Source organism: Vulcaniibacterium thermophilum (assembly GCF_007923255.1).
GTDB classification, from domain to species: Bacteria; Pseudomonadota; Gammaproteobacteria; order Xanthomonadales; family Xanthomonadaceae; genus Lysobacter_F; species Lysobacter_F thermophilum.
In genome coordinates this window covers 52270-79104 of record NZ_VOHJ01000002.1, presented here as the reverse complement: position 1 = coordinate 79104, position 26835 = coordinate 52270, and the positions used below count along the sequence as shown (strand labels likewise).

General features: G+C 71.6%; 27 protein-coding genes and 1 pseudogene. 18 read left to right on the top strand and 10 right to left on the bottom strand.

The annotated features are described in order from the left end of the window. The first annotated feature begins 22 nt into the window (after positions 1-22). A complete protein-coding gene (locus tag FQY64_RS01495; RefSeq protein WP_229814931.1) occupies positions 23-2155 on the top strand; it encodes a M13 family metallopeptidase in 2133 nt (710 codons plus the stop codon). Positions 2156-2206: 51 nt separating this feature from the next. Here FQY64_RS01495 and FQY64_RS01490 read toward each other — a convergent pair whose 3' ends face one another. From FQY64_RS01490 to FQY64_RS01480, 3 genes are all read right to left on the bottom strand, one after another. Beyond that, positions 2207-3178: a tetratricopeptide repeat protein gene (locus FQY64_RS01490; RefSeq protein ID WP_146471935.1), complete on the bottom strand. Its 972-nt coding sequence runs from the start codon at positions 3176-3178 to the stop codon at positions 2207-2209. 287 nt (positions 3179-3465) lie between these two features. Continuing rightward, positions 3466-4092, bottom strand: a complete 627-nt coding sequence (locus FQY64_RS01485) for a TetR/AcrR family transcriptional regulator (RefSeq protein ID WP_146471934.1) — start codon at positions 4090-4092, stop codon at positions 3466-3468. Between the two features lie 10 nt (positions 4093-4102). Continuing rightward, positions 4103-4360: an acyl-CoA-binding protein gene (locus tag FQY64_RS01480; RefSeq protein ID WP_146471933.1), complete on the bottom strand. Its 258-nt coding sequence runs from the start codon at positions 4358-4360 to the stop codon at positions 4103-4105. Between the two features lie 142 nt (positions 4361-4502). Here FQY64_RS01480 and FQY64_RS01475 point away from each other — a divergent pair, with 142 nt between their 5' ends. Then, positions 4503-6482 carry an SDR family oxidoreductase gene (locus tag FQY64_RS01475; RefSeq protein WP_146471932.1) on the top strand — a complete coding sequence of 660 codons (1980 nt, stop codon included), beginning with the start codon at positions 4503-4505 and terminating at the stop codon, positions 6480-6482. 261 nt (positions 6483-6743) lie between these two features. Here FQY64_RS01475 and FQY64_RS01470 read toward each other — a convergent pair whose 3' ends face one another. From FQY64_RS01470 to FQY64_RS01460, 3 genes are all read right to left on the bottom strand, one after another. Further along, positions 6744-7145, bottom strand: a complete 402-nt coding sequence (locus tag FQY64_RS01470; protein WP_146471931.1) for a hypothetical protein — start codon at positions 7143-7145, stop codon at positions 6744-6746. Between the two features lie 239 nt (positions 7146-7384). Beyond that, entirely contained in the window at positions 7385-7942 is a 558-nt protein-coding gene (locus tag FQY64_RS01465; RefSeq protein WP_146471930.1) for a phasin family protein, read from the bottom strand. Between the two features lie 56 nt (positions 7943-7998). Next, the gene (locus FQY64_RS01460; protein ID WP_146471929.1) at positions 7999-9249 is read right to left on the bottom strand and encodes a patatin-like phospholipase family protein; all 1251 of its coding nucleotides are present in this window, start codon (positions 9247-9249) and stop codon (positions 7999-8001) included. Between the two features lie 101 nt (positions 9250-9350). Between FQY64_RS01460 and FQY64_RS01455 the strand changes: the two genes are divergently transcribed. After that, complete coding sequence (locus FQY64_RS01455; RefSeq protein WP_146471928.1) at positions 9351-10067, top strand: DUF8198 family protein; 717 nt, start codon at positions 9351-9353, stop codon at positions 10065-10067. Positions 10068-10071: 4 nt separating this feature from the next. Here the strand turns inward: FQY64_RS01455 and FQY64_RS01450 are convergent, their stop codons facing one another. Then, complete coding sequence (locus FQY64_RS01450; RefSeq protein ID WP_146471927.1) at positions 10072-10347, bottom strand: polyhydroxyalkanoic acid system family protein; 276 nt, start codon at positions 10345-10347, stop codon at positions 10072-10074. A 71-nt stretch (positions 10348-10418) separates the two neighbouring features. On the opposite strand from FQY64_RS01450, the gene FQY64_RS01445 reads away from it, so the two are divergent. Then, positions 10419-11153 (top strand): FHA domain-containing protein, encoded by a 735-nt coding sequence (locus FQY64_RS01445; RefSeq protein WP_146471926.1) that lies wholly within the window; start codon positions 10419-10421, stop codon positions 11151-11153. Here the strand turns inward: FQY64_RS01445 and FQY64_RS01440 are convergent. Then, positions 11138-11791, bottom strand: coding sequence for a protein-methionine-sulfoxide reductase heme-binding subunit MsrQ (locus FQY64_RS01440; protein WP_229814935.1), 654 nt, complete (start codon positions 11789-11791; stop codon positions 11138-11140). The two genes, FQY64_RS01445 and FQY64_RS01440, sit on opposite strands and share 16 nt — an antisense overlap. Next, on the bottom strand, positions 11788-12768 hold the full coding sequence (gene msrP, locus FQY64_RS01435) for a protein-methionine-sulfoxide reductase catalytic subunit MsrP (RefSeq protein ID WP_146471925.1): 981 nt from the start codon (positions 12766-12768) through the stop codon (positions 11788-11790). The genes FQY64_RS01440 and msrP overlap by 4 nt, the downstream gene beginning before the upstream one ends. 229 nt (positions 12769-12997) lie before the next feature. On the opposite strand from msrP, the gene serC reads away from it, so the two are divergent. From serC to hisC, 3 genes and pseudogenes are all read left to right on the top strand, one after another. Further along, on the top strand, positions 12998-14083 hold the full coding sequence (gene serC, locus FQY64_RS01430; RefSeq protein ID WP_146471924.1) for a 3-phosphoserine/phosphohydroxythreonine transaminase: 1086 nt from the start codon (positions 12998-13000) through the stop codon (positions 14081-14083). Between the two features lie 104 nt (positions 14084-14187). Continuing rightward, positions 14188-15255, top strand: a pseudogene (pheA, locus tag FQY64_RS01425) (prephenate dehydratase); the annotation flags it as partial. Then, positions 15252-16403, top strand: coding sequence for a histidinol-phosphate transaminase (gene hisC, locus FQY64_RS01420; RefSeq protein WP_146471922.1), 1152 nt, complete (start codon positions 15252-15254; stop codon positions 16401-16403). The pseudogene pheA and the gene hisC, both read left to right, overlap by 4 nt. 45 nt (positions 16404-16448) lie before the next feature. Here hisC and ygfZ read toward each other — a convergent pair whose 3' ends face one another. After that, positions 16449-17342, bottom strand: a complete 894-nt coding sequence (ygfZ, locus tag FQY64_RS01415) for a CAF17-like 4Fe-4S cluster assembly/insertion protein YgfZ (RefSeq protein ID WP_146471921.1) — start codon at positions 17340-17342, stop codon at positions 16449-16451. On the opposite strand from ygfZ, the gene FQY64_RS14980 reads away from it, so the two are divergent. From FQY64_RS14980 to FQY64_RS01360, 11 genes are all read left to right on the top strand, one after another. Next, positions 17223-17546, top strand: coding sequence for a DUF1674 domain-containing protein (locus tag FQY64_RS14980; protein ID WP_244942398.1), 324 nt, complete (start codon positions 17223-17225; stop codon positions 17544-17546). The two genes, ygfZ and FQY64_RS14980, sit on opposite strands and share 120 nt — an antisense overlap. A 130-nt stretch (positions 17547-17676) precedes the next feature. After that, entirely contained in the window at positions 17677-18072 is a 396-nt protein-coding gene (gene sdhC / locus FQY64_RS01405; RefSeq protein ID WP_146471920.1) for a succinate dehydrogenase, cytochrome b556 subunit, read from the top strand. Next, positions 18069-18461: a succinate dehydrogenase, hydrophobic membrane anchor protein gene (gene sdhD, locus FQY64_RS01400; protein WP_146471919.1), complete on the top strand. Its 393-nt coding sequence runs from the start codon at positions 18069-18071 to the stop codon at positions 18459-18461. Before sdhC ends, sdhD begins: the two co-directional genes overlap by 4 nt. Before the next feature lie 3 nt (positions 18462-18464). Next, entirely contained in the window at positions 18465-20258 is a 1794-nt protein-coding gene (gene sdhA / locus FQY64_RS01395) for a succinate dehydrogenase flavoprotein subunit (protein ID WP_146471918.1), read from the top strand. Positions 20259-20330: 72 nt separating this feature from the next. Next, the gene (locus FQY64_RS01390) at positions 20331-21116 is read left to right on the top strand and encodes a succinate dehydrogenase iron-sulfur subunit (RefSeq protein ID WP_146471917.1); all 786 of its coding nucleotides are present in this window, start codon (positions 20331-20333) and stop codon (positions 21114-21116) included. 240 nt (positions 21117-21356) lie between these two features. Next, positions 21357-21776 (top strand): MAPEG family protein, encoded by a 420-nt coding sequence (locus FQY64_RS01385; RefSeq protein WP_186760820.1) that lies wholly within the window; start codon positions 21357-21359, stop codon positions 21774-21776. Further along, on the top strand, positions 21773-22021 hold the full coding sequence (locus FQY64_RS01380) for an FAD assembly factor SdhE (protein WP_146471915.1): 249 nt from the start codon (positions 21773-21775) through the stop codon (positions 22019-22021). The genes FQY64_RS01385 and FQY64_RS01380 overlap by 4 nt, the downstream gene beginning before the upstream one ends. Beyond that, the gene (locus tag FQY64_RS01375) at positions 21957-22436 is read left to right on the top strand and encodes a hypothetical protein (protein WP_244942397.1); all 480 of its coding nucleotides are present in this window, start codon (positions 21957-21959) and stop codon (positions 22434-22436) included. Before FQY64_RS01380 ends, FQY64_RS01375 begins: the two co-directional genes overlap by 65 nt. 23 nt (positions 22437-22459) lie before the next feature. Continuing rightward, the gene (locus FQY64_RS01370) at positions 22460-23704 is read left to right on the top strand and encodes a lipoprotein-releasing ABC transporter permease subunit (protein WP_146471914.1); all 1245 of its coding nucleotides are present in this window, start codon (positions 22460-22462) and stop codon (positions 23702-23704) included. Further along, entirely contained in the window at positions 23697-24401 is a 705-nt protein-coding gene (gene lolD / locus FQY64_RS01365) for a lipoprotein-releasing ABC transporter ATP-binding protein LolD (RefSeq protein WP_146471913.1), read from the top strand. The genes FQY64_RS01370 and lolD overlap by 8 nt, the downstream gene beginning before the upstream one ends. Before the next feature lie 6 nt (positions 24402-24407). Next, a complete protein-coding gene (locus tag FQY64_RS01360; protein ID WP_146471912.1) occupies positions 24408-26756 on the top strand; it encodes a DNA internalization-related competence protein ComEC/Rec2 in 2349 nt (782 codons plus the stop codon). The last annotated feature ends 79 nt before the right edge of the window (positions 26757-26835 follow it).

Genomic DNA, 26835 nt, shown 5'->3' with positions numbered 1-26835 from the left:
GACTGTTCGATGGGAGAGCGCCTTGAAGAAGACCCTGCTGAGTGCCGCCATGCTGGCGGCGATCGCCGTTGCCGCACCCGCCGCGGCGCATGATCCGTCCGAGGCGGCCTGCCTCGATGCCGTCTGCGACACGCTCGCCCTGTTCGACACGGCGGACGACACCACGGGCGGCGGCACCGGCGCCGCGATCGCGGCGCCGAAGATGGGCGAGTGGGGGATCGACCTCGCCGGCATGGACCGATCGGTCGCGCCGGGCGCCGACTTTTTCGGCTACGTCAACGGCAACTGGGCCCGCATCACCGAGATTCCGGCCGACCGCTCCAACTACGGTTCGTTCCATGCGCTGCGCGAGCTGTCGGAAGCGCGCGTGCGCCGGCTGGTGGAGAGCTATCCGCTGGGCGATCCGGCCACCGGCGGCGATGCCGCCAAGATCGCCGCGCTGTATCGCGGTTTCATGGACGAAGCCGCCGTGGAGGCGCTCGACGACCGGCCGCTGCAGCCGTACCTCGCCGCGATCCGCGAGGCCCGCAGCAAGGACGACATCGCCGTCCTGATGGGCCGCCGCAACAGCGGCTTCGGCGGCAGCTTCTTCGCACCCTTCGTGGGCGACGACCAGAAGGATCCCGACCGCTACACGCTGTACCTGAGCCAGGCGGGCCTCGGTCTCGGCGACCGCCAGATGTACCTGGACGAGAAGTTCGCGCCGCAACGCGAGCGCTACGTCGCCTATCTCGAACGGATGCTGACCCTGGCCGGCTGGGACGACCCGAAACAGCGCGCGGCCGACATCCTGGCGATGGAAACGAAGATCGCCGAGGCGCACTGGACCCGTGCGGACAGCCGCGACCGCGACAGGACCTACAACCCGGTCGCGCTCGCCGAAATGGCGACCTACGCGCCGGGCTTCCCGTGGGCTGCGTACTTCAAGGCCGCCGGCGTCGATCACGCGCAGCGCGTGGTGCTGCGGCAGAACACCGCCTTCCCGAAGATGGCGAAGGTTTTCGCCGACACCGATCTCGACACCCTGAAGGCGTGGCTGGCGTTCCACACCACCGACGATGCCGCGCCGCTGCTGTCCAGGCGCTTCGTCGACGCCGAGTTCGAGTTCCGCAGCAAGTTCCTCAACGGCCAGCCGCAGCAGCGCGAGCGTTGGAAGCGCGGCGTCGCCTTCGCCGAAGCGGCGATGGGCGAGGCGATCGGCCGCGATTACGTGAAGCTCTACTACCCGCCGGATGCGAAGGCGAAGATGGACGCGCTGGTCGCCAACGTGAAGGCGGCGATGGGCGCGCGGCTGGAGAAGCTCGACTGGATGAGCCCGGCCACCAAGGCCGAGGCGATCGCCAAGCTGCAGAACTTCGGGCTGAAGATCGGCCACCCCGACAAGTGGCGCGACTACAGCGGCCTCACCGTGGTCAACGGCGACCTGTTCGGCAATGCCGCGCGCGCCCGCGCGTTCGAGTGGGACTTCCGCCGCGCGCGCATCGGCAAGCCGGTCGACGAGCTCGAGTGGGGCATGACGCCGCAGACGGTCAATGCCTACTACAACCCGGTCAAGAACGAGATCGTGTTCCCGGCCGCGATCCTGCAGCCGCCGTTCTTCGACCCGGATGCCGATCCAGCGGTGAACTACGGCGCCATCGGCGGCGTGATCGGCCACGAGATCGTCCACGGCTTCGACGACCAGGGCCGCAAGTCCGACGGCAAGGGCCTGCTGCGCGACTGGTGGACGAAGGAGGACGCCGGCAGGTTCGAGGCGCAGGCGGCCAAGCTGGGCGCGCAGTACGAGAGCTACGAGTTCCCGCAGCTTCCGGGCATGCGCATCAACGGCCGCGTGTCGATGGGCGAGAACATCGGCGATCTCGGCGGCCTCACCATCGCGCTGGAGGCCTACCGCCGTTCGCTCGGCGGCAAGCCGGCGCCGGTGATCGACGGCTTCAGCGGCGAGCAGCGCTTCTTCATGGGCTGGGCGCAGGTGTGGCGCACGCTGTGGCGCGACGACGCGCTGCGCCAGCAGCTCGTCAACGGCCCGCACTCGCCGGGCCAGATCCGCGCGTTCGCGCCGTTGCGCAACATCGACGCCTGGTACGAGGCATTCGGAGTGAAGGCCGGCGATCCGCTCTACGTGGCGCCGGAAGACCGTGTGCGGATCTGGTAGCCGAACGGGCGCCGCGATGCGGTCGCATCGCGGCGCACGCCGCTGCGCGGGCTAGGGTGCTGCGGTCTCGGGTTCCGTCTCCTCGTTCGTCCCGTCGTCCTCGGGGCCGCGCCACCAGACGCGGCCGTCGTCCGGCTCGGGAATCGGCGCGTCGACGGCCTCCAGGCCATCGACGAAACGGTCGGCGCCCGCACGCCGCCAGTCCCGCAGCAGCTTCTCCGCCGTGCGCCGTCCCTGTGCCGCGATGCCGAGGCTGCGGTCGCGCTTCCACGGCAGCGGCGCCTCGTCGTCCACGTGGCGGTGGGGCGTGCCGTGGCTGCAGCGCAGGCAGTAATGCGCGATGCTGCCGGTCCAGTCCTCGACGTACCCGAGTCCGGGCGCGCGCGCTTCGAGCAGCGGCTCGAGCGCGTCGGCCGAGTCGCAGGACACGAACGCGACGAACGTGCGGAAGTCGGACTTCTGCAGCCGTTGCAGCGCGTTGAAGACCGGCACGGTGCGCTCGCCCATCCGCCGTCCGCCGGTGGATGCGCCGTCGTGCAGCACGATGTCGCCGAAGCGGTAACCCGACTCCGGCAGCGGCACGTTGAGCAGCCGCGCGCGCACCACGTCGATACGGCGCGCCCACACGGTTTCGCCCGCACCCCAGGGGTTGAGCCGGATGCTCACCAGGCCGAAGTCGCCCTCGATCGGGCCTTGGCCCTCCGGCAGGGCGATGCCGCACTCGCGCCAGAGTCTGCGGGCGCAGTCCCAGTCGCCGAGCGCGGTCGCCGCGATGCCGGCATTCCACGCCGCCGCTTCGTCGAACCCGTCCAGTTCGAGCGCACGCAGGTTGTGCGCGAGCGACACCGCCCAGTCGCGCAGGTACTTGTGCGCCAGGCCGCGCATGTAATGCAGCTCGGCGGCGTCCGGGCGCCCTTCCAGCATCCGCGCGAACAGCGCAGAGGCCTCGGCGAGACGGCCGTCGTCGAATGCGCTGTAGGCGGCGTCGTACAGCGCGTCGTCGGCATCCACGGTCGTGGTCATGGAGATGTTCGTCCCCGCGTGGCGGAGCGGATCGGGCGCTGGCGTCGCAACGGGCAGGGCCGTCGGCACGATGAGGCGCGGCGGGGCGCTCGCGACGAGGCCGCGCACGTCGCGCGGTACACAGCTCTCATGTGCTTCTCCATCGAGGGTGCCGCATTCTGGGCGATCGCGCCGGGCGGTGCATGTGTATTCGCACACCGGGCGCGCCGCGTCGGACTTCGAGCGGGGAGGCCATGGACGCGGCCGTCGGGGCCTCCGCCGCGCCCGACGGTCGCCATCGCGTCCGCTCAGTCCAGATACGCGCGGATCAGATGGTGAAGATGCACGCGTTCCGCCTCGCGCAGGAACGGCGCCAGCAGCATCATCACCTGCACGATGCCGTCGCGGATCGCCGCGTGCTCGTCCTTCTCGCCGCGCGCGGCCGCGTAGTTCAGCCAGAACGTCGCCACCACGAGGATGTTGGTCGCGGTCGCCGCCTGTTCCTCGCGCGAGGCGCGCATCACGCCGGCCTGGTGCAGGCCGGCCATCACCTCGCGCGCCTGTCCGTCGGCGCGGCGGAGGATGCGCGCGAACCGCAGGCGCAGTCTCCGGTTGCGGCTGAGGATCTCCACCAGGTCGCGGTACAGGAACCGGTAGTCCCAGATGCACTCGAACACCAGATGCAGTTGCAGCCAGATGTCCTCCAGCCCCGGCAGACGGTCCTGCGGCTCGGCGAGCGCGGCGTCCATGCGCTCCTCGAACCGCGCGAACAGGTGCTCGATGATGTCGTCCTTGTTGCGGAAGTGGTAATACAGGTTGCCCGGGCTGATCTCCAGCTCGTCGGCGATGTGGTTGGTGGTGACGTTGGGCTCGCCCTGCGCGTTGAACATGGCGAGCGCGGCATCGAGGATGCGCTGGCGGGTCTGCGTCGCCACGACTGCGGGCTCAGCCGAGCAGCTTCTTCACCAGATCCACGTACTTCTGCTTGGCCTCGTCCTGCGGCATGCCCTTGAGCTTGCTCCACGCCTCGTATTTGGCCGTGCCGACGAAATCGAAGAAGCCGGGCTTCGGGCCGTGCACGTCGCCCTCGCTGCCCTGCTTGTAGAGCGCGTACAGGCGCAGCAGCGTGTCGTTGTCGGGACGCTCGGGCAGCGTCTGGACGTCCTTGGCGGCCTGTTCGAAGCGGGTCTGCAGATCGGACATCTCCGTCCTCCCTCACGATGTCGCGGGCATCAGAGCACGCGTCCCGGGGGTGGTCAATACGGAGGGGAATTGTCGGCCCCGGAAGGCTCTGGCACCGTAGGCCGGCAGGGGCCGCGCGCGCGGTCGGAGGCGGGAGAGGGAGATGGGCTATTTCGTTACCGGCGCGACCGGCTTCATCGGCCGCCATCTGGTGAGCAGGCTGTTCGAGCGCAAGGGCACGGTGTACGTGCTGGTGCGCAAGGAGTCGCAGAAGAAACTCGACGACATCGCGCGCCGCATGGGCTGGGACACGAAGCGCGTGATGGCGGTGGCCGGCGATATGACGCGCGCGAACTGCGGGCTGAGCGCGGCGCAGATGCGCTCGCTGAAGGGCAAGGTGCGGCACTTCTTCCACCTCGCCGCGATCTACGACCTCACGGCCGACGCCGACGCCCAGTACGCCGCCAACGTCGAGGGCACGCGCCACGCGCTCGACCTCGCCGCAGCGCTGGGCGCGGGATGCTTCCACCACGCCAGCTCGATCGCCGCCGCCGGGCTGTATCCGGGCGTGTTTCGGGAGGACATGTTCGAGGAGGCCGAGGGACTGGACGATCCCTACCTTCGCACCAAGCACGAATCCGAAGGGCTGGTGCGCAAGGAGAAGCGGCTGAAGTGGCGCATCTACCGGCCGGGCATCGTGGTCGGCCACAGCCGCACCGGCGAGATCGACAAGATCGACGGCCCCTACTACTTCTTCACCTTCATCAAGAAGATGCGGGCGATGCTGCCGCAGTGGATGCCGACGCTGGGCATCGAAGGCGGCCGCATCAACCTGGTGCCGGTCGACTACGTGGCCGACGCGATGGACTACATCGCGCACAAGCCGAAACTCGACGGGCACACCTTCCACCTGGTCGATCCGGCCCCGCAGCGCGTGGGCGAGGTGCTCAATACCTTCGCGCGCGCCGCGCACGCGCCGGAGATGACGATGCGCCTGGATGCGCGCATGTTCGCCTTCCTGCCGTCGGCGGTGCGCCTGGCGGTCGGCAATCTGCCGCCGGTGAAGCGCATGATCGCCATGCTGCTGCGCGATTTCGGCATTCCGAAGCAGGCGCTGAAGTTCATCACCTATCCGACCCGGTTCGACAACCGCGAGACCGAGCGCGCGCTGCGCGGCAGCGGCATCGCGGTGCCGCCGCTGGAGAGCTACGCCTGGCGGCTGTGGGACTACTGGGAGCGCCATCTCGATCCCGATCTGTTCGTCGATCGCTCGCTCAAGAGCCGGGTGAAGGGCAAGGTGGTCGTGATCACCGGCGGCTCCTCGGGCATCGGCCTTGCCGCCGCGCGCAAGATCGCCGAAGCCGGCGCGATCACCGTGCTGTGCGCGCGTGGCGAGGACGAGCTGTTCAAGGTGCGCGACGAGCTGCGCGCCGCGGGCGGCAAGGTGTTCGCCTACACCGCCGACCTGTCCGACATGGCCGATTGCGACCGCTTCGTGCAGACGGTGCTGAAGGAGCACGGCGCGGTCGACATCCTCGTCAACAACGCGGGGCGCTCGATCCGCCGCTCGATCGAGCTGAGCTTCGACCGCTTCCACGACTTCGAGCGGACCATGCAGTTGAACTACTTCGGCAGCCTGCGCCTGATCATGGGCTTCCTGCCGGGGATGATCGAGCGCCGCCGCGGGCACATCATCAACATCAGCTCGATCGGCGTGCTCGCCAACTCGCCGCGTTTCTCCGCCTACGTCGCCTCGAAGGCGGCGCTGGACGCCTTCAGCCGCTGCGCGCAGGGCGAGCTGTCCGGCAAGGGGATCAGCTTCACCACCATCAACATGCCGCTGGTGAAGACGCCGATGATCGCCCCGACCAAGATCTACGAAGCGGTGCCGACGCTGACGCCCGAGGAAGCCGCCGACCTCGTCGTGCGCGGCATCATCGAGAAGCCGAGCCGCATCTCGACCCGGCTGGGCACTTTCGCGGCAGTGGTCAACGCGCTGGCGCCGAAGGCCTACGAGGTGATCATGAACACCGCGTTCGAGCTGTTCCCCGACTCGGCCGCGGCCAAGGGCGGCGGCAAGGAAGCGCAGCCGAGCAACGAACAGATCGCCTTCGCCGCACTGATGCGCGGCGTGCATTGGTGACGGCGTGGGGCGGGGTTCGGGATTCGGACTCGCAAGCCCGGTGCCGCTCCGGCAGCTCCGATCTCCTCGCCCCGATGCGAGCCGCTAATCCCCGATCCCCGATCCCCGATCCCGATCCCGATCCCGATCCCGATCCCGATCCCGATCCCGATCCCGGTTCCCGGTTCCCGGTTCCCGGTCCCCGGTTCCCAGTTCCCAGTTCCCAGTTCCCAGTTCCCAGTTCCCAGTTCCCAGTTCCCAGTTCCCAGTTCCCGGTTCCCGTCAGTAAGGCCTGCACTGCAGGAACCGCACCGCGCCGCCGCTGCCGGGCGGCGGCTGCAATTGCAGCCGGGTGGCGCGCAGCGCGGGGTAGCGTTCGACGGTCGGGCACAGGTGCGCGCGGTCGCCGGCTTTGCTGTCTTCGAGATGCACCACCAGCGTCGATTCGCTGGCCCAGGCCGCCCGCTCCACGCCCTCGAGGCCCTGCACGGCGCCCGGCAACTGTTCGCGCTCGTAGCGCTCCAGGCCGGGATCGAACGGCGGGGGCTGCAGGCCCGGTTCGGCGACCGCGACCGGCGCGCGCCGGACCGCCGCGGTGGATGTCTGGGCGTTGTCGCCGGCGCAGCCGGTGGCCAGCCACAGCGGGGAGAGAAGCCCACAGACGAGGAGGACGATGGGGCGCATGCGATTGCCCGGTACTGCGTTGCGGCCAAGATAGCGCGGCGGATGCGGGAAGGAGGCGCCGCGCGCGTAAGGCAAATGAAGACCCTGTGAAGCCGGTCGCATTCCGCGTTCACCGCCGGTTGCGGTCGCGCAGAAAGAAACCCGCCGAACCCGGAGCCGCAAGGGGAGGGGAGCACACGGCGGGTTGCGTCGGCGGGTTGGAAAGAAGCGCTGCGGCGCGGGGGCGCAGCGCGCGGAACTCAGGCGTGCGGTGCCGCGTCGCGGGTGCGGCGCGTGCGCGGGCCGGCGGATTTCTTGGCCGCCGTCTTGCGCGCGGGTGCCGGCTTGCGGGCAGCGGAGGTCCGCGCCTGGCGCGCGCCTTCATCGCGCGCCTGCCGCCGCAGTTCGGCGGTCAATGCGTCCACGCGCGCGCTGAGCGCCTGCAGATCCTCGCGGTTGGGCACGCCGAGCTTGACCAGCGCGCGCTGCACGCGGTCCTCGAAGACTTTCTCCAGCCGGTCCCAGGTGTCGGCCGCGCGTTCGCGCGCCTGTCCGACGCGCGATTCGACCGCATCGCGCACGGCGCCGGCCTGGCCGCCCGCGAAGCGGCGGGCGGTCTGTTCGAGGCTGAGGCCTTCCTTCACCAGCGCCTCGAACAGCTTGGCGCCCTCGGCCTGTGCGCGCGCGAACGCGCCCATGCCCGCGAGCCAGATCTGCTGCGCCGATTCGCTGATCGAGCGGTTGAGGCGTTCGCCGGAGGACCGGGCCTCGGCCTTGCGGCCAGCGGTCTTGTTCGCGGTCTTCTTGAACTTGGCCATGCCCGTCTCCCGGGATGCGGATGTCGCCGCGACGATGGCGGCGCCCGCTAGAGCTTTCACACCACCGGACGACGCCGCCCCTCGGGCCTGGGGCGGCGATCGGCGATGCGCTGCTCGACGTCGTCCAGCGCGCGCCGCAGCCGCGCGGTGGTGTCGGTATCGCGCCGCGGCGGCGGCAGACCGTCGAGGATCGAGCGGCCTTCGTCGGCGAGCACGCGCTCGTCCAGGCCGATGCCGTGCGCGGCCAGCAACGGACGCAGGGTATCGGCGTTACGACGCAGGTCGGCGAGCGCGTTGCGGTAGCCGAGCTCGGCGATGCGCCGGCGCGAGGCGAAGCTGAAGGCGTTGCTGAAGAACAGTTCGCCGTCCTGCGGATTCGGCTCGAAGACGAGCTGATCCACGTTCGGATACTGCTGCGCGTAGCGCGCCAGGCCCACCTGCATGCGCGACTGCAGCAGCGTGCGGAAAGTCTGCGACAGCACCACGGGCAGGCCGCCGACGGCGAGGCTGCGCTCCGCCGCGCTGCCGTCCTGCGCGCTGAACGGGACGAGCGGGTTGACGCCGAGCAGCAGGTCGATGTCGCGCTCCAGCACCACCGAGGCGTGCATCGTGCGCCGCAGCGCGCCGTCGACGAAGTGGCGCCCGCGCAGCGCAACCGGCGGATACAGGCCGGGCAGCGCCGCGCTGGCCTGCACGGCGCGCGAGATCGGCACGTCGTCCCAGCCCGCGTCGCCGAAGCGGATCGCTTCACCGCTGTCGAGATCGACGGCGACCACGTACAGCGCGGCGTCGATCTCGCGGAAATCGTTGGTGCGGCCGCGACGGCCGAAGACCTCGCGCAGGAAGCGTTCCAGCTCCGCGTTGTCGAACAGGCCGGTGGGCACCAGTCCGCCGAGCCGATGGAGCAGGCGGGTCCAGCGTCCGCGGCGCGGCGTCACCAGGTCCAGGCCGGTCTGCACCAGCACCCGCGGCACGCGCGAGACCCGGTGCAGGTACTCGCCGACCGCGGGACGGAGGAACTTCTCCGGCTGGAAGCGCACGTCGCCGCTGTCGCCGGTGATGAAGATGCGGCACATCTCCTCGGTGCCGATCCGGTTCGCCAGGCCCGCGACCAGGAACGCGCCGCTGCTGACGCCGACGTAGGCGTCGAGGCGGGTGAGGTCGAGCCCGACCAGCGCCTCGTCGAGCGCGCGCACCGCGCCGAGTTCGTACATCGCGCCCGCCGGACCGCCGCCGGCGATGGCCATGCCGATGCGGGGGCCGCCGGGGCGGCGCTGGCGTTGCTGCGCGCTGTGCAGGGAAAGCATGCGGTGGACCGCGAAAGGTTCGCCGGAGTGTAGCCCAGGGCCCGGGCCGCGCTCTGAACGCGACGCTTGCGGGCGCGGCCCGGCGACCCCATTTCGGGCGCATGCGCCGCGCCGAGGAGATCGACCGCCTGCTCGCCCAGCGCCTGGCCGAGCACCAGGCGCTGCACGATCCGGCGCGCGAGCCGCGCAACCGCATGCCCTGGCTGCCGGCGCTGCGGCGCTGGCAGGCGCAGCGGCTCAAGCGCAGCTTCGCGCCGCTGCTCGCCGATCCGGGCACGCGGCCGGCGGCCGAGTTCTTCCTGTCGGATCTGTACAACGACCACGATTTCAGTCGCCGTGACGCCGACCTCGCGCGCGTGCTGCCGAAGATGCAGCGGCTGCTGCCGGAGAGCCTGCTGGTCACGGTCGCCGATGCCATCGAACTCGGCACGCTCACGCACCGGCTCGACCTCGCGGTGGCCGAGGCGCTGCAGCGGCTGGCGCCGCCGGGCGCGACGCTCGACGTGGCGCTCTACGCGCACGCGTACCGCGAAGCGGGCACGCCGGCGCTGCGCGGGCGGCAGATCGATCTGGTCGTGCAGTCCGGCGAGGGACTGGCGAAAGCGATGCGGCTGCCCGGCCTGGGGATGCTGTTGCGGGTGTCGCGGACGGCGGCCTACGCGGCGGGCGTGGAGGCGCTGCAAGGCTTCCTGGAACGCGGCTACGCGGCGTTCCACCGCATGCGCGACCCGCATGGCTTCCTGCTGACGGTGGAGCGCGCCGAGCGCGAGGTCTCGCGCCGGCTGTTCGCCGGACACCCGGACCCGTTCGGGGCCTGAGCGATCAGCCGAAGCGCTCGTCCAGCACGCGGCGGATTTCCTCCTCGATCCGCCCCTTGAACGCGCTCATCAGGAAGCCGAGCCGCGCCGTCACCCGCAGTTGCCGCGGCAGCAGTTCGATCGCGCCGTCCACGCCGCCACGGCTGAAATGCAGCACGTCGCCCTCCCAGCGCAACTGGAATTCGAACCGTTCCGAGAGCTTGTCGGCGACCTCCTGCACCGCCTGGCGCGCGCGGGCCGGGGACAGCGAGTGCGAGTGGCGGATGTCGATCTGGGACATGGACCTCTCCGGTCGGGGCGTGCGGGCGCGGCGGCGTGCGCAGTGTAGCGCCATGCTAGATTGCCGCCCGCGTGGACACCTACCGCCTCCGCCTTCTGCATCGCAATGCGACCGAGTTCGAACTCGGTCCCGGCGTGCATGCGCTCGGCATCGATCGCGCCGGCCTGCCGACCGTGGTCGAGGACGCCCATGAGGCGATCGCGCGCATCTCGGTCGATCACCGCGGCCTGTGGCTGCGCATCCGCGAGGACGTGCGCGGGCTGCACGTCAACGGCCGGCCGGTCCGTCGCGTCGCACACCTGCGCGGCGGCGACTGCGTGTTCGTCGAAGGCGAGGGCATGACCGTGCTCGGCCGCCGACCGGACGCGCCGCCGCGCGGCGCCCGCACGATCGCCGCCGACGGCGTGCGGCTGCGCAGCGTGGGCGGCGAGCATCACGGTCGCTGCTTCGCGCTCGGCGCCGCCGTCGAAGGCCAGCCGGCGTGGCCGGAAGCGGACGTCAGGCTGGCCGCGGTGGAGGGCGGCATCATGCTGGATGCCGCGCGCACCGAGGGCGTGCAGGTCAACGGCCATGCGGTGCACCGCGCGCTGCTGAGGACCGGCGACCAGATCGTCGTCGACGGGCGGCGCTACGTGGTCGAGGGGCATCTGGATGCCGGGCCCGCGCGCGCCGCGCCGGCGGACGTTCCGGCGCGCGTCGAACCGGCGCCGCGCCATTCGGGCGCGCGCCGCGTGCCCTGGCTGCTGCTGGCGGCCCTGCTGATGGCGCTCGCGCTGGCCGGCTTGCTGCTTTACGGCGGCCGCTGAGGCGGCGTCCCTTGCGGGCGCGGCCGCTGCGATCGCAGCGCGCGCACGGCACGCCACCCGAGCAGCAACGCCGCGATGCCGGCATACAGGGCCGGTTCGGCAACGTCGTTCTTCGCGCTCTTGACCCACCAGAAATGGAGCACGGCGAGCGCCGCGATCGCGTAGACCAGTCGGTGCAGGCGGCCCCAGCGCCGGCCGAGCCGGCGCATCGCGGCCTGCGTCGAGGTCGCCGCGAGCGGCAGCAGCAGCACCCAGGCCGCGAAGCCCACGGTGAGGTAGGGCCGCTCGGCGATTTCCTCGAACACCAGCGCCCAGTAGCCGCCGAGGTCGAGCGCCAGATAGGCGGCGAAGTGCAACGTCGCGTAGGCGAACGCATACAGGCCGAGCATGCGGCGGAAGCGCACCAGCGCGGCGAGCCCGGTGAGCTGCCGCAGCGGCGTCACCGCCAGCGTGACCAGCAGCAGCCGCAGCGCCCATTCGCCCAGGAAGTGCTCGATGGCGGCCACCGGATCGGCGCCGAGCGCGCTCGCGCCCGCCCGCCACTCGCGCCACACCTGCAGCAGCAGCCAGCCCAGCGGCGACAGCGCGAGCAGATGGATCGCGGCCTTCGCGGCGATCACGCCGCGCGACGTGCTCAGAACCACGTGCGCAGGTCCATCCCGGCGTAGAGGCCGGCCACCTGGTCGGCGTAGCCGTTGAACGGTCGGGTCGGGATGCGATCGGCGAACAACTTGCCGCGGCTGCCGGCGATGCGGCGTTCGGTCTTCTGGCTCCAGCGCGGATGGTCGACGGCCGGGTTGACGTTGGCGAAGAAGCCGTACTCCTCCGGCTGGCTGTCGTTCCAGCTCGTGAACGGCATGCGCTCCACGAAGGTGATCGCGACGATCGACTTGATGCTCTTGAAGCCGTACTTCCACGGCACCACCAGCCGCAGCGGCGCGCCGTTCTGCTGCGGCAGCGGCTTGCCGTAGAGGCCGGTGGCGAGCAGCGTCAGCGGGTGCATCGCCTCGTCGATGCGCAGCCCTTCGCGGTAGGGCCAGTCGAGGATGCCGCGGGCGACGCCGGGCATCTGCGCGGGGTCGGCCAGGGTGGTGAAGGCGACGTACTTCGCGCGGCTGGTCGGTTGGAAGCGCTCGAGCACGCTCGCGAGCGGCACGCCCAGCCAGGGGATCACCATCGACCAGCCCTCGACGCAGCGCAGGCGGTACACCCGTTCCTCCGCCGCGAGGCCCGCGAGCAGATCCTCCAGCGACACCCGCCCCGGTTTGGCGCAATGCCCGCCGACCGCGACCGTCCACGGCCGCGTGCGCAGCGTCTTCGCCGCCCGCGAGGGATCGGCCTTGCCGGTGCCGAACTCGTAGAAGTTGTTGTAGCCGGTGACGTCCTCGTAGCGGGTCGGCGCTTCGGTGGTGGCGAAGCCGGCGCGCGCCTGCGCGGGCGTGATGCGCGCGGCCGAGGGCGGCGGCGGAGGCTCGCCTCCGGCGCAGCCGGGGAGCGCGAGCGCGGGGGCGATGCCGAGCGCGGCGAGCAGCCGGCGGCGCTCACGCCAGACCGCTTCGTCGGTGATCTCCGCCGTCGGGATGCGCAGGGCGGCACGCAGGTCGCGCAGGGACATGGCGGACTCCGGCGAAGGGCGGACGGGGAGAGCGTACGCCCTCGCCGCGCGGGCGGAGGCGCCGCAGGGCATGCCATGCCGGCGCCGGCCGGTCCGGTTCAGCCGGCAGGCGGGTCCGGCGGCGCGGGTGCGCCGCGCCCGCGGAACGGCGGCGTTCCGGCGCCCGCGCTTGCGTCGCGCATGCTGCGCTGCGGCATACTCGCCGCTCACCCCTTCGCACGGAGCCTCCATGTCCCGCGCCTTCAACTTCAGCGCCGGTCCCGCGACCCTGCCCGAGCCCGTGCTGCGGCAGGCCCAGGCGGAAATGCTCGAATGGCGCGACGCGCGCGCTTCGCTGGTCGAGCTGAGCCACCGCGGCGCGGAGTTCATCGAGGTCGCGCAGCAGGCCGAGGCCGACCTGCGCCGCCTGCTGTCGATTCCCGCCGACTACGCCGTGCTGTTCCTGCAGGGCGGTGCGACCGCGCAGCAGGCACTGATCCCGCTCAACTTCGCAGAGCCTGGGCAGGCCGCCGATTACGTGCTGAGCGGCCACTGGGGCAAGACCGCGGTCAAGCAGGCCCGTCCCTACGTCGACGTGCGCATCGCCGCCAGCAGCGAGGCCGGCGGCTTCCGCGACATCCCGCCGCGCGAGGCGTGGACGCTCACGCCCGGCGCAGCCTACGTGCACATCACCGCCAACGAGACCATCCACGGCGTCGAGTTCCGCGGCGCGCCCGAGGTGGGCGAGGTTCCGCTGGTGGCCGATTTCAGCTCCTCGATCGCCAGCGAGCCGATCGACGTCTCGCGATACGGCGTGATCTACGCCGGCGCCCAGAAGAACCTCGGCCCGGTCGGCATCACCGTGGTGATCGTGCGGCGCGATCTGCTGGAGCGCGCCGGCCAGCCGCGCGCCGACATCTTCGACTACCGCTCGCACGCCAGGAGCGAGTCGATGCTCAACACGCCGCCGACCTGGAACTGGTACGTGCTCGGCCTGACGGTGAAATGGATGCTCGACGAGGGCGGCGTGGAGGAATTCGCCCGCCGCAACGCGCGCAAGGCGGCGATGCTGTACGAGGTGATCGACGGCTCCGGCGGCTTCTACCGCAACGAGGTGGCCCCGCACGCGCGCTCGCGCATGAACGTGCCGTTCTTCCTGCGCGAGGAGGCGCTGGACAAGCTGTTCCTGGCCGAGTCCAAGGCGGCCGGACTGCTGGCGCTGAAGGGCCATCGCGCGCTCGGCGGCATGCGCGCGTCGATCTACAACGCGATGCCGGAAGAGGGCGTGCGCGCGCTGGCCGAGTTCATGCGCGATTTCCAGCGCCGGCACGGGTGAAGGCGCAGGTCCGGCGCCGATCGGACCTTCGCGGTCGCAACAGCAACGGTACGCACAGCCAACAGGGAGCGCACGTGAGCGCGAACGACACCGAACCGCTCGATCTGGCCACGCTGCGCGCGCGCATCGACGAGATCGACCTGCGGATCCAGGAGCTGATCTCCGAGCGCGCGCGTTACGCGGGGCAGGTCGGCCGCGCCAAGGGCAAGCTCGCCGCGGCCGTCGACTACTACCGGCCCGAGCGCGAGGCGCAGGTGCTGCGCCGGGTGGTGGACCGCAACCAGGGCCCGCTCAGCGACGAAGTGCTGGTGCGGCTGTACCGCGAGATCATGTCGGCATGCCTGGCGCAGCAGGAGCCGTTGAAGATCGGCTACCTCGGCCCGGAAGGCACGCATTCGCAGCAGGCCGTGTACAAGCATTTCGGCCACTCGGTGCACGGCCTGCCGCTGTCGAGCATCGAGGAGGTGTTTCAGGAGGTCGAGGCCGGCAACGCCGACTTCGGCGTGGTGCCGGTGGAGAACTCCAGCCAGGGCACGATCCAGTCGACGCTCGACATGTTCCTGACCTCGCAGGTGAAGATCTGCGGCGAGGTCGAATTGCGGGTGCACCAGCACCTGCTGTCGCGCAGCGGCCGGATGGAGGACATCGAGCGCGTGTATTCGCATCCGCAGTCGTTCGCGCAGTGCCGCGCCTGGCTGCGCCAGCATCTGCCGAAGGCCGAGACCATCCCGGTCGCGAGCAACGCCGAGGCCGCGCGCCGCGCGCGCAACGCCGACGACGCCGCGGCGATCGCCGGCGCGAGCGCGGCGACCGTGTACGGCCTGCGCATCGTCGCCGGTCCCATCGAGGACCGGCCCGACAACACCACGCGCTTCCTGGTGCTCGGCCGCGAGCTGTTCACGCCGTCGGGCCACGACCGCACGTCGCTGCTGGTGTTCATCCGCGACCAGCCGGGCGCGCTGTACGACGTGCTCGCGCCGTTCGCGCGGCACGGCCTGTCGATGAACCGCATCGAATCGCGCCCCAGTTACACCGGCCGTTGGCAGTACGCGTTCTTCATCGACGTCGAGGGCCACGCGCAGGACGCGGCGATGCAGAAGGCGCTGGCGGAACTGGCGGGCTTCGCGCAGGACGTCAAGCTGCTCGGCTCGTATCCGGTGGCGATTCCGTGAGCGCGGCCGGCGCAACGCACGACGAGGCCTGGTTCGCCGCGCGCGCGGTCGCCGGCGTGCAGCGGCTGCGGGCCTACGATCCGGGCCACGACCTGGTGGCGCTGCGCCGGCGCTTCGGCGCGCACGCGCTGGTGGAGCTCGGGTCCAACGAGAATCCGTACGGACCGTCCGCGGATGCGCGCGCGGCGATCCTCGACCAGCTGCACGCGCTGCACCGCTATCCGGACCCGCGCGGCGGCGACCTCAAGCGCGCGCTGTCGGCACGGCATGGCGTGGCGCCGGAGCGGCTGCTGCTGGGCAACGGCTCGCACGAGCTGCTGATGCTGCTGGCGCAGGTGTTCGCGGGGCCGGGCAGCGAGGTGGCGTTTTCGCGCTACGGCTTTGCGGTGTTCGCGATCGCCGCGCAGGCCAGCGGCGCGGTCCCGCGCGTGGTCGAGCCGCTGCCACGCGACGCCGCGATGCCGCTCGGCCACGACCTGGAGGCGATCGCGCGCGCGATCACGCCCGCCACGCGGCTGGTCTATCTCGCCAATCCGAACAATCCGACCGGCACCTGGTACCCGGGCGACGCCTTCCAGGTGTTCATGCGCCGCGTGCCGGAGGACGTGCTGGTCGTGGTCGACGAGGCCTACGCCGAGCTTGCGGATCCGGCGGTGTGGAGCAGCGCGCTGCCGCTGGTCGCCTGCCATCCCAACCTCGTCGTCACCCGCACCTTCAGCAAGGGCTACGGGCTGGCGGGGCTGCGCGTGGGCTATCTGGCCGGCGCGCCGGGGCTGGTCGCCGTGCTCGAACGCGTGCGCGAGAGCTTCAACGTCAACGGCCCCGCGCTCGCCGCCTGCGAGGCGGCGCTGGGCGACGAGGCCCACCTGCGCTGGGTGGCCGAGCGCAATGCGGAACAGCGGTCGATGCTCGCGCGGGCGCTGCGCGAGCGCGGCCTGTTCGTGTTCCCGTCGCAGACCAACTTCCTGCTGGTGGAACTCGGTCCCGAGACCGCGCGCATCGAGGCGGCGCTGCTGGAGCAGGGCGTGGTGCTGCGGCCGATGGGCGGCTACGGCTTGCCCGGATGCTCGCGGATCACGGTCGGCACCGCCGAGGAGAACCGGCGGCTGCTGCGGACGCTGGACGACGTGCTCGGCGGTCGCCGATGAGGACGTAGGCAGCGCGAGGCGACTGCCATCGCCGTGCGACGGCGGTCAGCGCGCGAGTCCGCCCAGCAGCGCCTGCAGGCGCAGCGGAATGCCTTCGCAATGCGGCCGCGCCGGCTCGCGGTCGAGCGGTCCGACCGCCAGCGCGACGTGCGCGGCGCCGTCGCGCGCGGTGGCGATGACGGTGCCGAACACGGTGTCGTCCTCGCGCACCTCGTGCCCCGGCGCCAGCGGCGCGTCGGCCTCGAACAGCGCCAGTCCGCGCTTGGCCTGACCGAGGAAATGGGTGCGGGCGACGATTTCCTGTCCCGGATAGCAGCCCTTCTTCACGCTGAAGGCGCGCAGGCGCTCGAGCGACAACTGCTGCGGGGTCCAGTGCTCGGCCTGCGAGACCGGCAGGTGCGGCAGACCGTGCCGCAGGTCGGCGGCGATCCAGTGCGCCTCCGCGTCCTCGTCGACGGCCGCGGCGGCGGAGGGCGCAATGCGCAGCGTGCGTGGCCCACCGGCGCCGCCCAGGTCGAGCTCGATGCCGTCCGCCTGCGTGCCGGCCCAGCGGCTGCCCTCCGCCTGCAGGGGCGCCGCGAACGCGCCGGCGACCTGCAGATCCTCGCGCACCGCGATCGCGACCTTGCGGCGGAACACGAAGCGCTGCAGCCGTTCGGCGAGCGCGAAGGCGTCCGCATCCGGCAGCAGCGCCCACAGCGTCTCGCCCTCCAGCCGCAGCAGCGCGAACAGGGCGATCACGCGCCCCTTCGGCGTCAGCCAGCCGTTCCACTGCCAGTGGCCGTCGGGCAGCGCCTCGACGTCGTTCATGAACTGCGCGTGGGCGAAGGCGACCGCATCGCGCCCGGCGAGCGCGAGGATCCGCGCCGACTGCAGGCGAAAGAAGGGGGCGGCCGACGCGGAACCGTTGTCCGGCCGCGTTTGCGGGTTGTCGGGCATGGACGGCGAAGCCTACAATTTAACGTCGTGATGATAGGCCAGACCTCACCCGACGACGCCTCCGCCGACACGCCGGAACCGGAGGCCCGCCCCGCGCCGACGCCGCCGGCCGCGCCGCTGCCGAAAGAAATCGGCGGCCGCGACGGTCCGGAGCCGACGCGCTACGGCGACTGGGAGAAGAACGGCCGCTGCATCGATTTTTGACCCGCGTCCGTCACCGGCACGTCGGGACCGCGGGCCCGGTCCCCGGGCGCGCGGCGCGCAGGAAGCGCGCGGATTCCAGCCACATCCCCTGCCACGCGGCTCCGCCGCCCAGCCGAGACACGCACCGCCCATGGCGACACGCGAACGTCCCCTGTCACCGCACCTGAGCGTCTACCGCTGGCAGGTGCAGATGGTGACCTCGATCCTGCATCGTGCCACCGGCATCGTCCTCAGCCTCGGCGCCCTGCTCGTCGCCTGGGCGCTGCTCGCGCTCGCTGCCGGGCCCGACGCGTGGGCGAAGGCGGTCGCTTTCTTCCGCTCGCCGCTCGGCTTCCTGGTGCTGCTGGGCTGGGTGTGGTCGCTCGCCTACCACCTCTGCAACGGCATCCGCCACCTGCTGCAGGATGCGGGCTTCGGCTACCGCATCGAGAGCTTCGTGCGCAGCAGTTGGGCGTCGGTGATCGGCAGCCTGGTGCTGACCGCGCTGGTGTTCCTGATCGCGATGACGCAGCGGGGTGGGGCATGAGCGTCCGCTTCCGCCTGCGCAACCCGCTCAAGACCGCGCGCGGTCTCGGCTCGGCCAAGAGCGGCACCGAGCACTTCATCACCCAGCGCGTGACCGCGGTGGCGCTTGCCGTCCTGTCGGTCTATGTGGTCGGACTGGTGCTGTCGTGGATCGGCGACGACTACGCCACCATCCGCGCGACCGTCGCGCAGCCGCTGCACGCCACCCTGCTGACCGCGTTCGTGATCGCCGCGTTCTGGCACTCCAAGCTCGGTCTGCAGGTGATCATCGAGGACTACGTGCACACGCCGTGGACCGCGGTGGTCGCGCAGCTGCTCAACATCTTCGTCAACGTCCTCGCGGCACTCGCCAGCGTGCTCGCCATCGTCCGCATCGCGCTGGGGAACTGAACCATGCCGACCGCCTACAAGATCACCGAACACAAGTACGACGTCGTCGTGGTCGGCGCCGGCGGCGCCGGCCTGCGCGCCACCTTCGGCCTCGCCGCCAAGGGCCTGAACACCGCGTGCATCACCAAGGTGTTCCCGACCCGCTCGCATACGGTCGCCGCGCAGGGCGGCATCTCCGCCGCGCTCGCCAACATGGGCGAGGACGACTGGCGCTACCACTTCTACGACACCATCAAGGGCTCGGACTGGCTCGGCGACCAGGACGCCATCGAGTACATGTGCCGCGAGGCGATCCCGGCCATCATCGAGCTCGAGCACTACGGCGTGCCGTTCTCGCGCACCGAGGAAGGCAAGATCTACCAGCGTCCGTTCGGCGGCATGACCACCCGCTACGGCGAGGGCCCGCCGGCGCAGCGTACCTGCGCCGCCGCCGACCGCACCGGACATGCGATCCTGCACACGCTGTACCAGCAGTCGCTGGCGCACGACGCGCGCTTCTTCATCGAGTACTTCGCGCTCGACCTGATCATGGACGCCGACGGCGTCTGCCGCGGCGTGCTGGCGCTCGACATGGCCGAGGGCACGCTGCACCTGTTCCGCGCCCACGGCGTGGTGCTGGCCACCGGCGGCTACGGCCGGGCCTACTTCTCCGCGACCTCGGCGCACACCTGCACCGGCGACGGCGGCGGCATGGCGCTGCGCGCCGGGCTGGCGCTGCAGGACATGGAGTTCGTGCAGTTCCACCCGACCGGCATCTACGGCGCCGGCTGCCTGATCACCGAGGGCGTGCGCGGCGAGGGCGGCATCCTGCGCAACTCGCTGGGCGAGCGCTTCATGGAGCGCTACGCGCCGCAGTACAAGGATCTGGCCTCGCGCGACGTGGTCTCGCGCTCGATGACCATCGAAATCCGCGAAGGCCGCGGCGTCGGCGAGCACAAGGACCACATCCTGCTCGACCTGACCCACCTCGGCCCCGAGGTGATCCACGAGAAGCTGCCGGGCATCGCCGAGTCGGCGCGCATCTTCGCCGGCGTGGACGTCACCAAGGAGCCGATCCCGGTCATTCCGACCGTCCACTACAACATGGGCGGCATCCCGACCAACTACCACGGCGAGGTCGTGCAGTTGCGCAACGGCGATCCCGACGCGGTGGTGCCGGGCCTGTACGCGATCGGCGAGGCGGCGTGCGTGTCGGTGCACGGCGCCAACCGTCTCGGTTCGAACTCGCTGCTCGACCTGGTGGTGTTCGGCCGCGCGGTCGCCAACCGCTGCGCCGAGCAGATCCGCCCGGGCCTGCCGCATCCGAAGCTGGCCGCGGACGCCTGCGATGCCGCGCTCGCGCGCCTGGACCGCCTGCGCAACGCCAACGGCGGCACCCCGACCGCGGTGATCCGCGATCGCATGCAGCGCACCATGCAGGCCGACGCGGCGGTGTTCCGCACCGGCGAGACGCTGGCCGACGGCGTGCGCAAGATGCGCGAGATCAACGCCATGTTCGCCGACGTGCGGGTGTCGGACCGCTCGCTGGTGTGGAACTCCGACCTGATCGAGACCTACGAGCTGTCCAACCTGCTCGGTCAGGCGCTGGCGACGATCGTCTCGGCGGAAAACCGCACCGAGTCGCGCGGCGCGCACGCGCGCGAGGACTTCCCGGAGCGCGACGACCAGAACTGGCTCAAGCACACCCTGTGCTGGGTGGACGAGGCGGGCAATACCCGCATCGACTACCGCCCGGTGCATCTGTACACGCTGACCGACGAGGTGAGCGTGATCCCGCCGAAGCCGCGCGTGTACTGACGGGATACGGGAATCGCGCAGCGATCCGTCTCCGATTCCCGACTCCCCATTCCCGATTCCCGGAAGAAGGCCATGGCCGAATTCACCCTCCCGAAGAACTCGCAGATCCAGAAGGGCCGTCACTTCCCGGCGCCGGCGGGCGCCAAGCGGGTGCGCGTGTTCAAGATCTACCGCTGGAATCCCGACGACGGGATGAACCCGCGCGTGGACACCTACGAGGTCGATCTGGCGACGTGCGGTCCGATGGTTCTGGACGCGCTGATCAAGATCAAGAACGAGATCGACCCGACGCTGACGTTCCGGCGCTCCTGCCGCGAAGGCATCTGCGGCAGTTGCGCGATGAACATCGACGGCACCAATACGCTCGCCTGCACCAAGGCGATCGATTCGTGCGAGAAGGCGGAAGTGCCGATCTACCCGCTGCCGCACATGCCGGTGGTGAAGGACCTGGTGCCGGACCTGACGCACTTCTACGCGCAGTACGCCTCGATCCGGCCCTGGCTGCGCACGCAGAGCGCGCCGCCGCCGGACCGCGAGCGCCTGCAGTCGCCGGAGGACCGCAAGAAGCTCGACGGCCTGTACGAGTGCATCCTGTGCGCCTGCTGCTCGACGAGCTGCCCGAGCTACTGGTGGAACGGCGACCGCTACCTGGGTCCGGCGATCCTGCTGCAGGCCTACCGCTGGATCGTCGACAGCCGCGACGAGGACACCGGCGCGCGCCTGGACGACCTCGAGGACCCGTTCAAGCTGTATCGCTGCCACACGATCATGAACTGCGCGCGCACCTGCCCGAAGGGCCTGAACCCGGCGCAGGCGATCGCGGAGATCAAGAAGCTGATGCTGGCGCGGCGCGCCTGAGGGCGGCGGCGGTCGGCGCCCGCTGTCGGGGCGGGCGGCCAGGACATGGATCCCGGCGTTCGGGATGACGAGCCGGAAGGCGAGCCGCCCCGTCGACGGATCGCGACGCCGCTGCACATCGCCGTCGCCCCGGCGCAGGCCGGGCCCATCGGCCCGCCGCACCGCCGCCCCCAGCTCAGCTCCCATTCCTCCCGCGGCGCGAACCGGCGATCATGCGCGGGTTCCCGACGGAGGCCGCTCATGAACCACGCCATTCTCCTCCCTGGCCTGGCGATGGCCGCGCTCACCTTCGTGGTGTGGTGGGCGATGTACTTCCAGCGCATCGGCCAGATGAAGCGCGAGCGCATCCATCCGCAGGCGGTGGCGACCTCCATCCAGGCGGCGGCGCGCCTGACCGAATCGAACCGCGCGGACAACTTCCGCAACCTGTTCGAGCTGCCGGTGCTGTTCTACTTCGCGCTGACGGTGGCGCACCTGAGCGGCCAGGTGAACGCCGCTACGCTCGCGCTGGCGTGGCTGTTCGTCGCGCTGCGCGTGGTGCACAGCGCGATCCACTGCACCTACAACAAGGTGATGCACCGCTTCTATGCCTATCTCGCCGGCGGGCTGGCGTTGTGGGCGCTGTGGGGCGTGCTCGGATACGGATTGCTGCGCGGATGAGAGAAGAGGCCGAACTGAAACGGTTGCGGTGGCGCTGCCGCCGCGGCATGCGCGAGCTGGACCAGCTTCTCGAACGCTGGCTCGAGCGCGGCTGGGCGGCGGCGTCCGAGCGCGAGCGCGGCGTTTTCCTAAGGCTTCTGGATTGCGAGGACGATAGGCTCTGGCGCTGGTTCCTCGGCCATGAGGCCGCTCCCGATGCCGAACTCCAGCACCTGGTCGAACGGATCCGCGGCCTGTCCGCCTGACGCGCGCGTCTGCCGCATCGACTGGCGGCCTTCGCGACTGCTGGTCGCGGCGCTCGCGGCGCTCGGTCCGCTGGGGGCATGGGCGGTGCTCGCCAGCGAGATGCCGGACGCGGCCGCCTGGCCGCTGGCGCTGGCCGCCGTCGTCTGCGGCGGCCGGCTGGCGTGGCGGGAAGCGCGGCGACCGCCAAGGCGGATCGTGTTCGCGCCGACCGGCGTGCTGATCGACGACATCGCCGCCGAGGCGGTCGCGCTGCGCTGGCGCGGTCCGCTGGCGACCCTGGTGGTCCGCGTGAGCGGGCGCACGCAACGTCTGCAGTGGTGGCCGGACACGCTGGATGCGGCATCGCGGCGTGAACTCCGGCTGGCGGCACCGGATGCCTCGCGTCCGGAAACGACGCCGGCGATGGCACCATAGCGGACCTTTCGCAGACGACCGCCATGTTCTCACCGGTTCCCGTCGCCATCGGCCTGCGCTATTTGCGCGCCAAGCGCCGCAACGGCTTCATTTCCTTCATTTCGCTGGCGTCGATCGTCGGCATCGCGCTGGGCGTTGCCATCCTGATCACGACGATGGCGGTGATGGGCGGCTTCCAGCGCGAGATCCGCGACCGCATGCTGCAGATGGCCGCGCACGCCACGGTGAGCGCGTTCGGCGAGCCGTTGGCGGACTGGCCGCGGGCGGTGCGCATGGCGATGGAGGATCCGCGCGTGGCCGGCGCCGCGCCCTACGTCGAGAAGGAGGCGCTGGTCTCCGGCGCGCGCAACCAGCCGGCGCTGGTGCGCGGCGTGCTGCCGGGCGAGGAGCGCAAGGTGTCGGTGCTGGCCGACAAGATGGTCGAAGGCCGCCTCGACGACCTCCAGCCGGGCGCGTACCGCATCGTGCTCGGCCGCGAGCTGGCGCTGTGGCTGGGCGTTTCGGTGGGCGACAGCGTGCTGGTGACGACGTCCGATTTCCGCAGCACGCCGGCGGGGCTGTCGCCGCGGCTGAAGCGGTTCGTGGTCAGCGGCATCTTCGAGGCCGGCTACAACGAGTTCGACAAGGGCCTGGCGATCGTGCACATGGCCGACCTGCAGCGCGTGCTGCGCATGGGCGAGGGCGTCACCGGCGTGCGCCTGCGCCTGCACGACATGGACCAGGCCGCCGACGTCGCGCGCGACCTGGCGATCGACCTCGGCGGCGCGCATCGGGTCAGCGACTGGACCAGCGAGAACGCCAACCTGTTCCGCGCGTTGCGGATGGAGAAGACGGTGATGGCGATCCTGCTCGCCTTCATCATCGGCATGGGCGCATTCAACCTGGTCAACTCGCAGGTGATGCTGGTCACCGACAAGCAGGCCGACATCGCCATCCTGCGCACGCTGGGGCTCACCCCGCGCGGGGTGATGCAGGTGTTCGTGGTGCAGGGCACGCTGATCGGCCTGATCGGCACCGGGCTCGGCGTGGTCGGCGGCATCCTGCTCACGCTCAACCTCGAACGCATCCTCGGGCTGATCGAGCGCGTGCTCGGCGTGCAGTTGCTGCCCGAGGACGTGTACTACATCACCGGCCTGCCGACCGAGCTGCAGGCCGCCGATGTGATCGCCACCGCCGCGGTGGCGCTGGGGATGGCGTTCGTCGCCACCATGTATCCGGCCTGGCGCGCCTCGCGTACCGCGCCGGCGGAGGCGCTGCGCTATGAATGAGACGACGGCCGCGGTGATCCGCTGCGAACGCCTGGGCAAGACCTACGCCGAAGGCCGGCTGCGCACGCCGGTGTTCGCCGGGCTGGAGTTCGCGGTGGCGGCAGGCGAGACGGTGGCGATCGTCGGCGCTTCGGGCGTGGGCAAGAGCACGCTGCTGCATCTGCTGGGCGGTTTGGACACGCCCACCGAGGGCGAGGTGTTCGTCGCCGGGCAGAAGATGAGCGCGCTGTCGGACGCCGAGCGCGGCCTGCTGCGCAACCGCGCGCTCGGCTTCGTCTACCAGTTCCACCACCTGCTGCCGGAGTTCACCGCGCTGGAGAACGTGATGCTGCCGGTGCTGCTGACCGGCACCCCGCAGGCCGAGGCGCGCACGCGCGCGGTGGCGCTGCTGGAGGCGGTCGGGCTCGGTCATCGGCTCGATCACAAGCCCGGCGAGCTGTCCGGCGGCGAGCGCCAGCGCGCGGCGGTGGCGCGCGCGCTGGTCAACCGCCCGGCCTGCGTGCTGGGCGACGAGCCGACCGGCAATCTCGACGAGCGCACCGCGGCCACCGTGTTCGAGCTGATGCTCGCGCTCAACCGGGATCATGGGACGAGCCTGGTGATGGTCACCCACGACCGGCGGCTCGCGCGTCGGCTCGATCGCGTGCTCGAGCTGCACGAGGGGCGACTGCGCCCGCTCGCGCCCGACGAGGTGTAACCGGCGATGCAGGGGGCGGCAGGGACGCCGCTGATCGGACCGGCCACCGCCGCCGCGCTGCTGGCGGGCACGACCGCCTGCATGCTGCTGCCGCGCCTGCCGCCGCCGTGGATGGCGCTGCTGGCGCTCGCGGTCGCCATCGCGCTGCTGCGCCGCCACGGCGCGCCGCGCGTCGCCGGCGCGCTGCTGCTCGGGCTGGGGTGGGCCGCGCTGCACGGCGCGCACGCGCTTTCGCAGCAGCTCCCGCACGACTGGGAGCGCCGTGAGCTCGCCCTGCGCGGCACGGTCGTGGAATTGCCGGTTCGCGAGGCGCGCCGCGTGCGGTTCGTGTTCGAGGTGGACGACGCCGACGACCAGCCGCCGCCGCTGCGCGGCCGCGTGCTGCGGCTGTCGTGGTACGACGGCCATGACGGACCGGCGCCCGCCGTGCGGGCGGGCGAGCGCTGGACGCTGCACGCGCGCGTGCGCGCACCCCGCGGCCTGCGCAACCCCGGCGGCGTCGACTCCGAGAAGCACGCCGCGGCCCAGCGCATCGCCGCCACCGGCTATGTGCGTCGGCCCGACCGGGCGCGGCGCCTGCAACCGGCGCAGGGGCTGCAGGGCTGGCGCGATGCGATGTCCGCGCGCATCGATGCCGCGCTGCCGGAAGGCCGCGGCCGTTTCGTGCAGGCGCTCGCGCTGGGCGATACCCGCGCGCTCGCGGACGAGGACTGGGATGTCCTGCGCGCCAACGGCCTCACCCACCTGATCGCCATTTCCGGCTTCCACGTGGGGCTGGTGGCGGGGCTGTTCGCGCTGGCGGTGCGCGGCGTCTGGTGGGCGTGGCCCGCGCTGGGCCGCCGGCTGCGGCGGCCCATCGCGGCCGCCGTCGGCGCTGCATGCGGTGCCCTGTCGTACGCCGCGGTCGCAGGCTTCGCGCTGCCGACCGTGCGCACGCTGCTGATGATCGCGGTGGTGGCCGCGGCGCGGCTGGCGCGGCGCGCGGTGCCGGCGTCGCAGACGCTGGCGCTGGCGGCAATCGCCGTGCTGCTGGCCGATCCGCTTGCGGTGCTGGGCGCCGGCTTCTGGCTCAGTTTTCTCGGGGTCGCCTGGCTGTTGTGGTGCCTGCCCGGCGTGCAGTCGCCGGTGCGCGGCTTCCTGTCGGCGCAGGGCGTGGCGACGCTGGGCCTGTTGCCGCTGACGGCCATGCTGTTCGGGCAGGCGTCGCTGGCGGGCCCGTTCGCCAATCTCGTCGCGGTGCCGTGGTGGAGCCTGGTCGTGGTGCCGTTGTCGCTGCTCGGGTTGGGGCTGGAGTCGATCCACGCCGGGCTCGGCGCCTGGGCGTGGCAGGCGGCGGTAGGGTGCTTCGAGCTGTCCTGGCCGCTGTTCGAGCGCCTCGCGGCCTCGCCGCTGTCGGTGTGGTGGCTGCCGGAGCCGCGCGCGTTCGCGCTGCCGCTGGCGATGCTGGCGGCGTTCTGGTGGCTGCTGCCGCGCGGCACGCCGGGCAAGGTGCTGGCGACCCTGCTCTGGTTGCCGCTGCTGTGGCCGGACCGCCGGCTCCCCGCCCAAGGCGAGTTCGACGTGGTCGCGATCGACGTCGGGCAGGGGCTGTCCGTGCTCGTCCGCACCGCCGGCCACACGCTGCTGTACGACATGGGCCCGGCGGTCGAGGACGGCTTCGATGCCGGCGAGCGCGCGGTGGTGCCCGCGCTGCGCGGGCTCGGCGTGCGGCGGCTCGACCTGGCGATGGTCAGCCACGCCGACAACGACCACGCCGGCGGCTGGCCCGCGGTCCGGCGCGCGTTCGCAGCGCCCGCGGTGAGCGCGCCGGACGGCGCCGGTATCGACGCCGCCCGCCCGTGCCGCGCGGGCGACGCCTGGACCTGGGACGGCGTGCGTTTCCGCGTGCTGCATCCGCCCGCGTCGTTCCCGTACCTGCGCAACGAGTCCAGTTGCGTGCTGCGCATCGACGGGCGCCACGGCAGCGCGCTGCTGACCGGCGACATCGGCGATGTGGTCGAGCGCACGCTCGTGCGCGCGGGCGCACCGCTGCGCGCCGACGTGGCGCTGGTCCCGCACCACGGCAGCGCGGGCTCGTCGGATCCGGCGTTCGTGGCCGCAGTGCGGCCGCGGCTCGCGCTGCTCTCCACCGGGTTCGGCAACCGCTTCCGCCATCCGCGGCCGGACGTCGTCGCCCGCTGGCGCGCGACCGGAGCGGCGACGTGGGATACCGCGCGGGAAGGTGCGGTGCGCGTGCGCGTCGGTGCCGACGGCGTGGCGGCGACCGGCGAGCGGCGGCACGCGCCGAGGTGGTGGGACGCGGCGCGGCGGGCGGATCGGCCGGACGGGGCGGCGCCAACGTCCCCGGAATCGTGATCGCGTGCGTCGCGTACGCTGAACACGTCGCGCCCGGGCCGGTGCGCCGGCGGAACGGGTGGGGCGCGGACGCTGGGCT

What these genes read in the sequence shown, in the direction of transcription:
- FQY64_RS01490 (WP_146471935.1), bottom strand. Translation starts at nt 3,178, where the DNA reads ATGACCACGACCGTGGATGCCGACGACGCGCTGTACGACGCCGCCTAC.
- FQY64_RS01380 (WP_146471915.1), top strand. Translation starts at nt 21,773, where the DNA reads ATGAGAGAAGAGGCCGAACTGAAACGGTTGCGGTGGCGCTGCCGCCGC.
- sdhC (WP_146471920.1), top strand. Translation starts at nt 17,677, where the DNA reads ATGGCGACACGCGAACGTCCCCTGTCACCGCACCTGAGCGTCTACCGC.
- FQY64_RS01460 (WP_146471929.1), bottom strand. Translation starts at nt 9,249, where the DNA reads ATGCTTTCCCTGCACAGCGCGCAGCAACGCCAGCGCCGCCCCGGCGGC.
- serC (WP_146471924.1), top strand. Translation starts at nt 12,998, where the DNA reads ATGTCCCGCGCCTTCAACTTCAGCGCCGGTCCCGCGACCCTGCCCGAG.
- FQY64_RS01475 (WP_146471932.1), top strand. Translation starts at nt 4,503, where the DNA reads ATGGGCTATTTCGTTACCGGCGCGACCGGCTTCATCGGCCGCCATCTG.
- sdhA (WP_146471918.1), top strand. Translation starts at nt 18,465, where the DNA reads ATGCCGACCGCCTACAAGATCACCGAACACAAGTACGACGTCGTCGTG.
- msrP (WP_146471925.1), bottom strand. Translation starts at nt 12,768, where the DNA reads ATGTCCCTGCGCGACCTGCGTGCCGCCCTGCGCATCCCGACGGCGGAG.
- FQY64_RS01385 (WP_186760820.1), top strand. Translation starts at nt 21,357, where the DNA reads ATGAACCACGCCATTCTCCTCCCTGGCCTGGCGATGGCCGCGCTCACC.
- FQY64_RS01360 (WP_146471912.1), top strand. Translation starts at nt 24,408, where the DNA reads ATGCAGGGGGCGGCAGGGACGCCGCTGATCGGACCGGCCACCGCCGCC.
- FQY64_RS01390 (WP_146471917.1), top strand. Translation starts at nt 20,331, where the DNA reads ATGGCCGAATTCACCCTCCCGAAGAACTCGCAGATCCAGAAGGGCCGT.
- FQY64_RS01470 (WP_146471931.1), bottom strand. Translation starts at nt 7,145, where the DNA reads ATGCGCCCCATCGTCCTCCTCGTCTGTGGGCTTCTCTCCCCGCTGTGG.
- FQY64_RS01480 (WP_146471933.1), bottom strand. Translation starts at nt 4,360, where the DNA reads ATGTCCGATCTGCAGACCCGCTTCGAACAGGCCGCCAAGGACGTCCAG.
- lolD (WP_146471913.1), top strand. Translation starts at nt 23,697, where the DNA reads ATGAATGAGACGACGGCCGCGGTGATCCGCTGCGAACGCCTGGGCAAG.
- FQY64_RS01450 (WP_146471927.1), bottom strand. Translation starts at nt 10,347, where the DNA reads ATGTCCCAGATCGACATCCGCCACTCGCACTCGCTGTCCCCGGCCCGC.
- ygfZ (WP_146471921.1), bottom strand. Translation starts at nt 17,342, where the DNA reads ATGCCCGACAACCCGCAAACGCGGCCGGACAACGGTTCCGCGTCGGCC.
- FQY64_RS01455 (WP_146471928.1), top strand. Translation starts at nt 9,351, where the DNA reads ATGCGCCGCGCCGAGGAGATCGACCGCCTGCTCGCCCAGCGCCTGGCC.
- FQY64_RS01465 (WP_146471930.1), bottom strand. Translation starts at nt 7,942, where the DNA reads ATGGCCAAGTTCAAGAAGACCGCGAACAAGACCGCTGGCCGCAAGGCC.
- FQY64_RS01370 (WP_146471914.1), top strand. Translation starts at nt 22,460, where the DNA reads ATGTTCTCACCGGTTCCCGTCGCCATCGGCCTGCGCTATTTGCGCGCC.
- sdhD (WP_146471919.1), top strand. Translation starts at nt 18,069, where the DNA reads ATGAGCGTCCGCTTCCGCCTGCGCAACCCGCTCAAGACCGCGCGCGGT.
- FQY64_RS01375 (WP_244942397.1), top strand. Translation starts at nt 21,957, where the DNA reads ATGAGGCCGCTCCCGATGCCGAACTCCAGCACCTGGTCGAACGGATCC.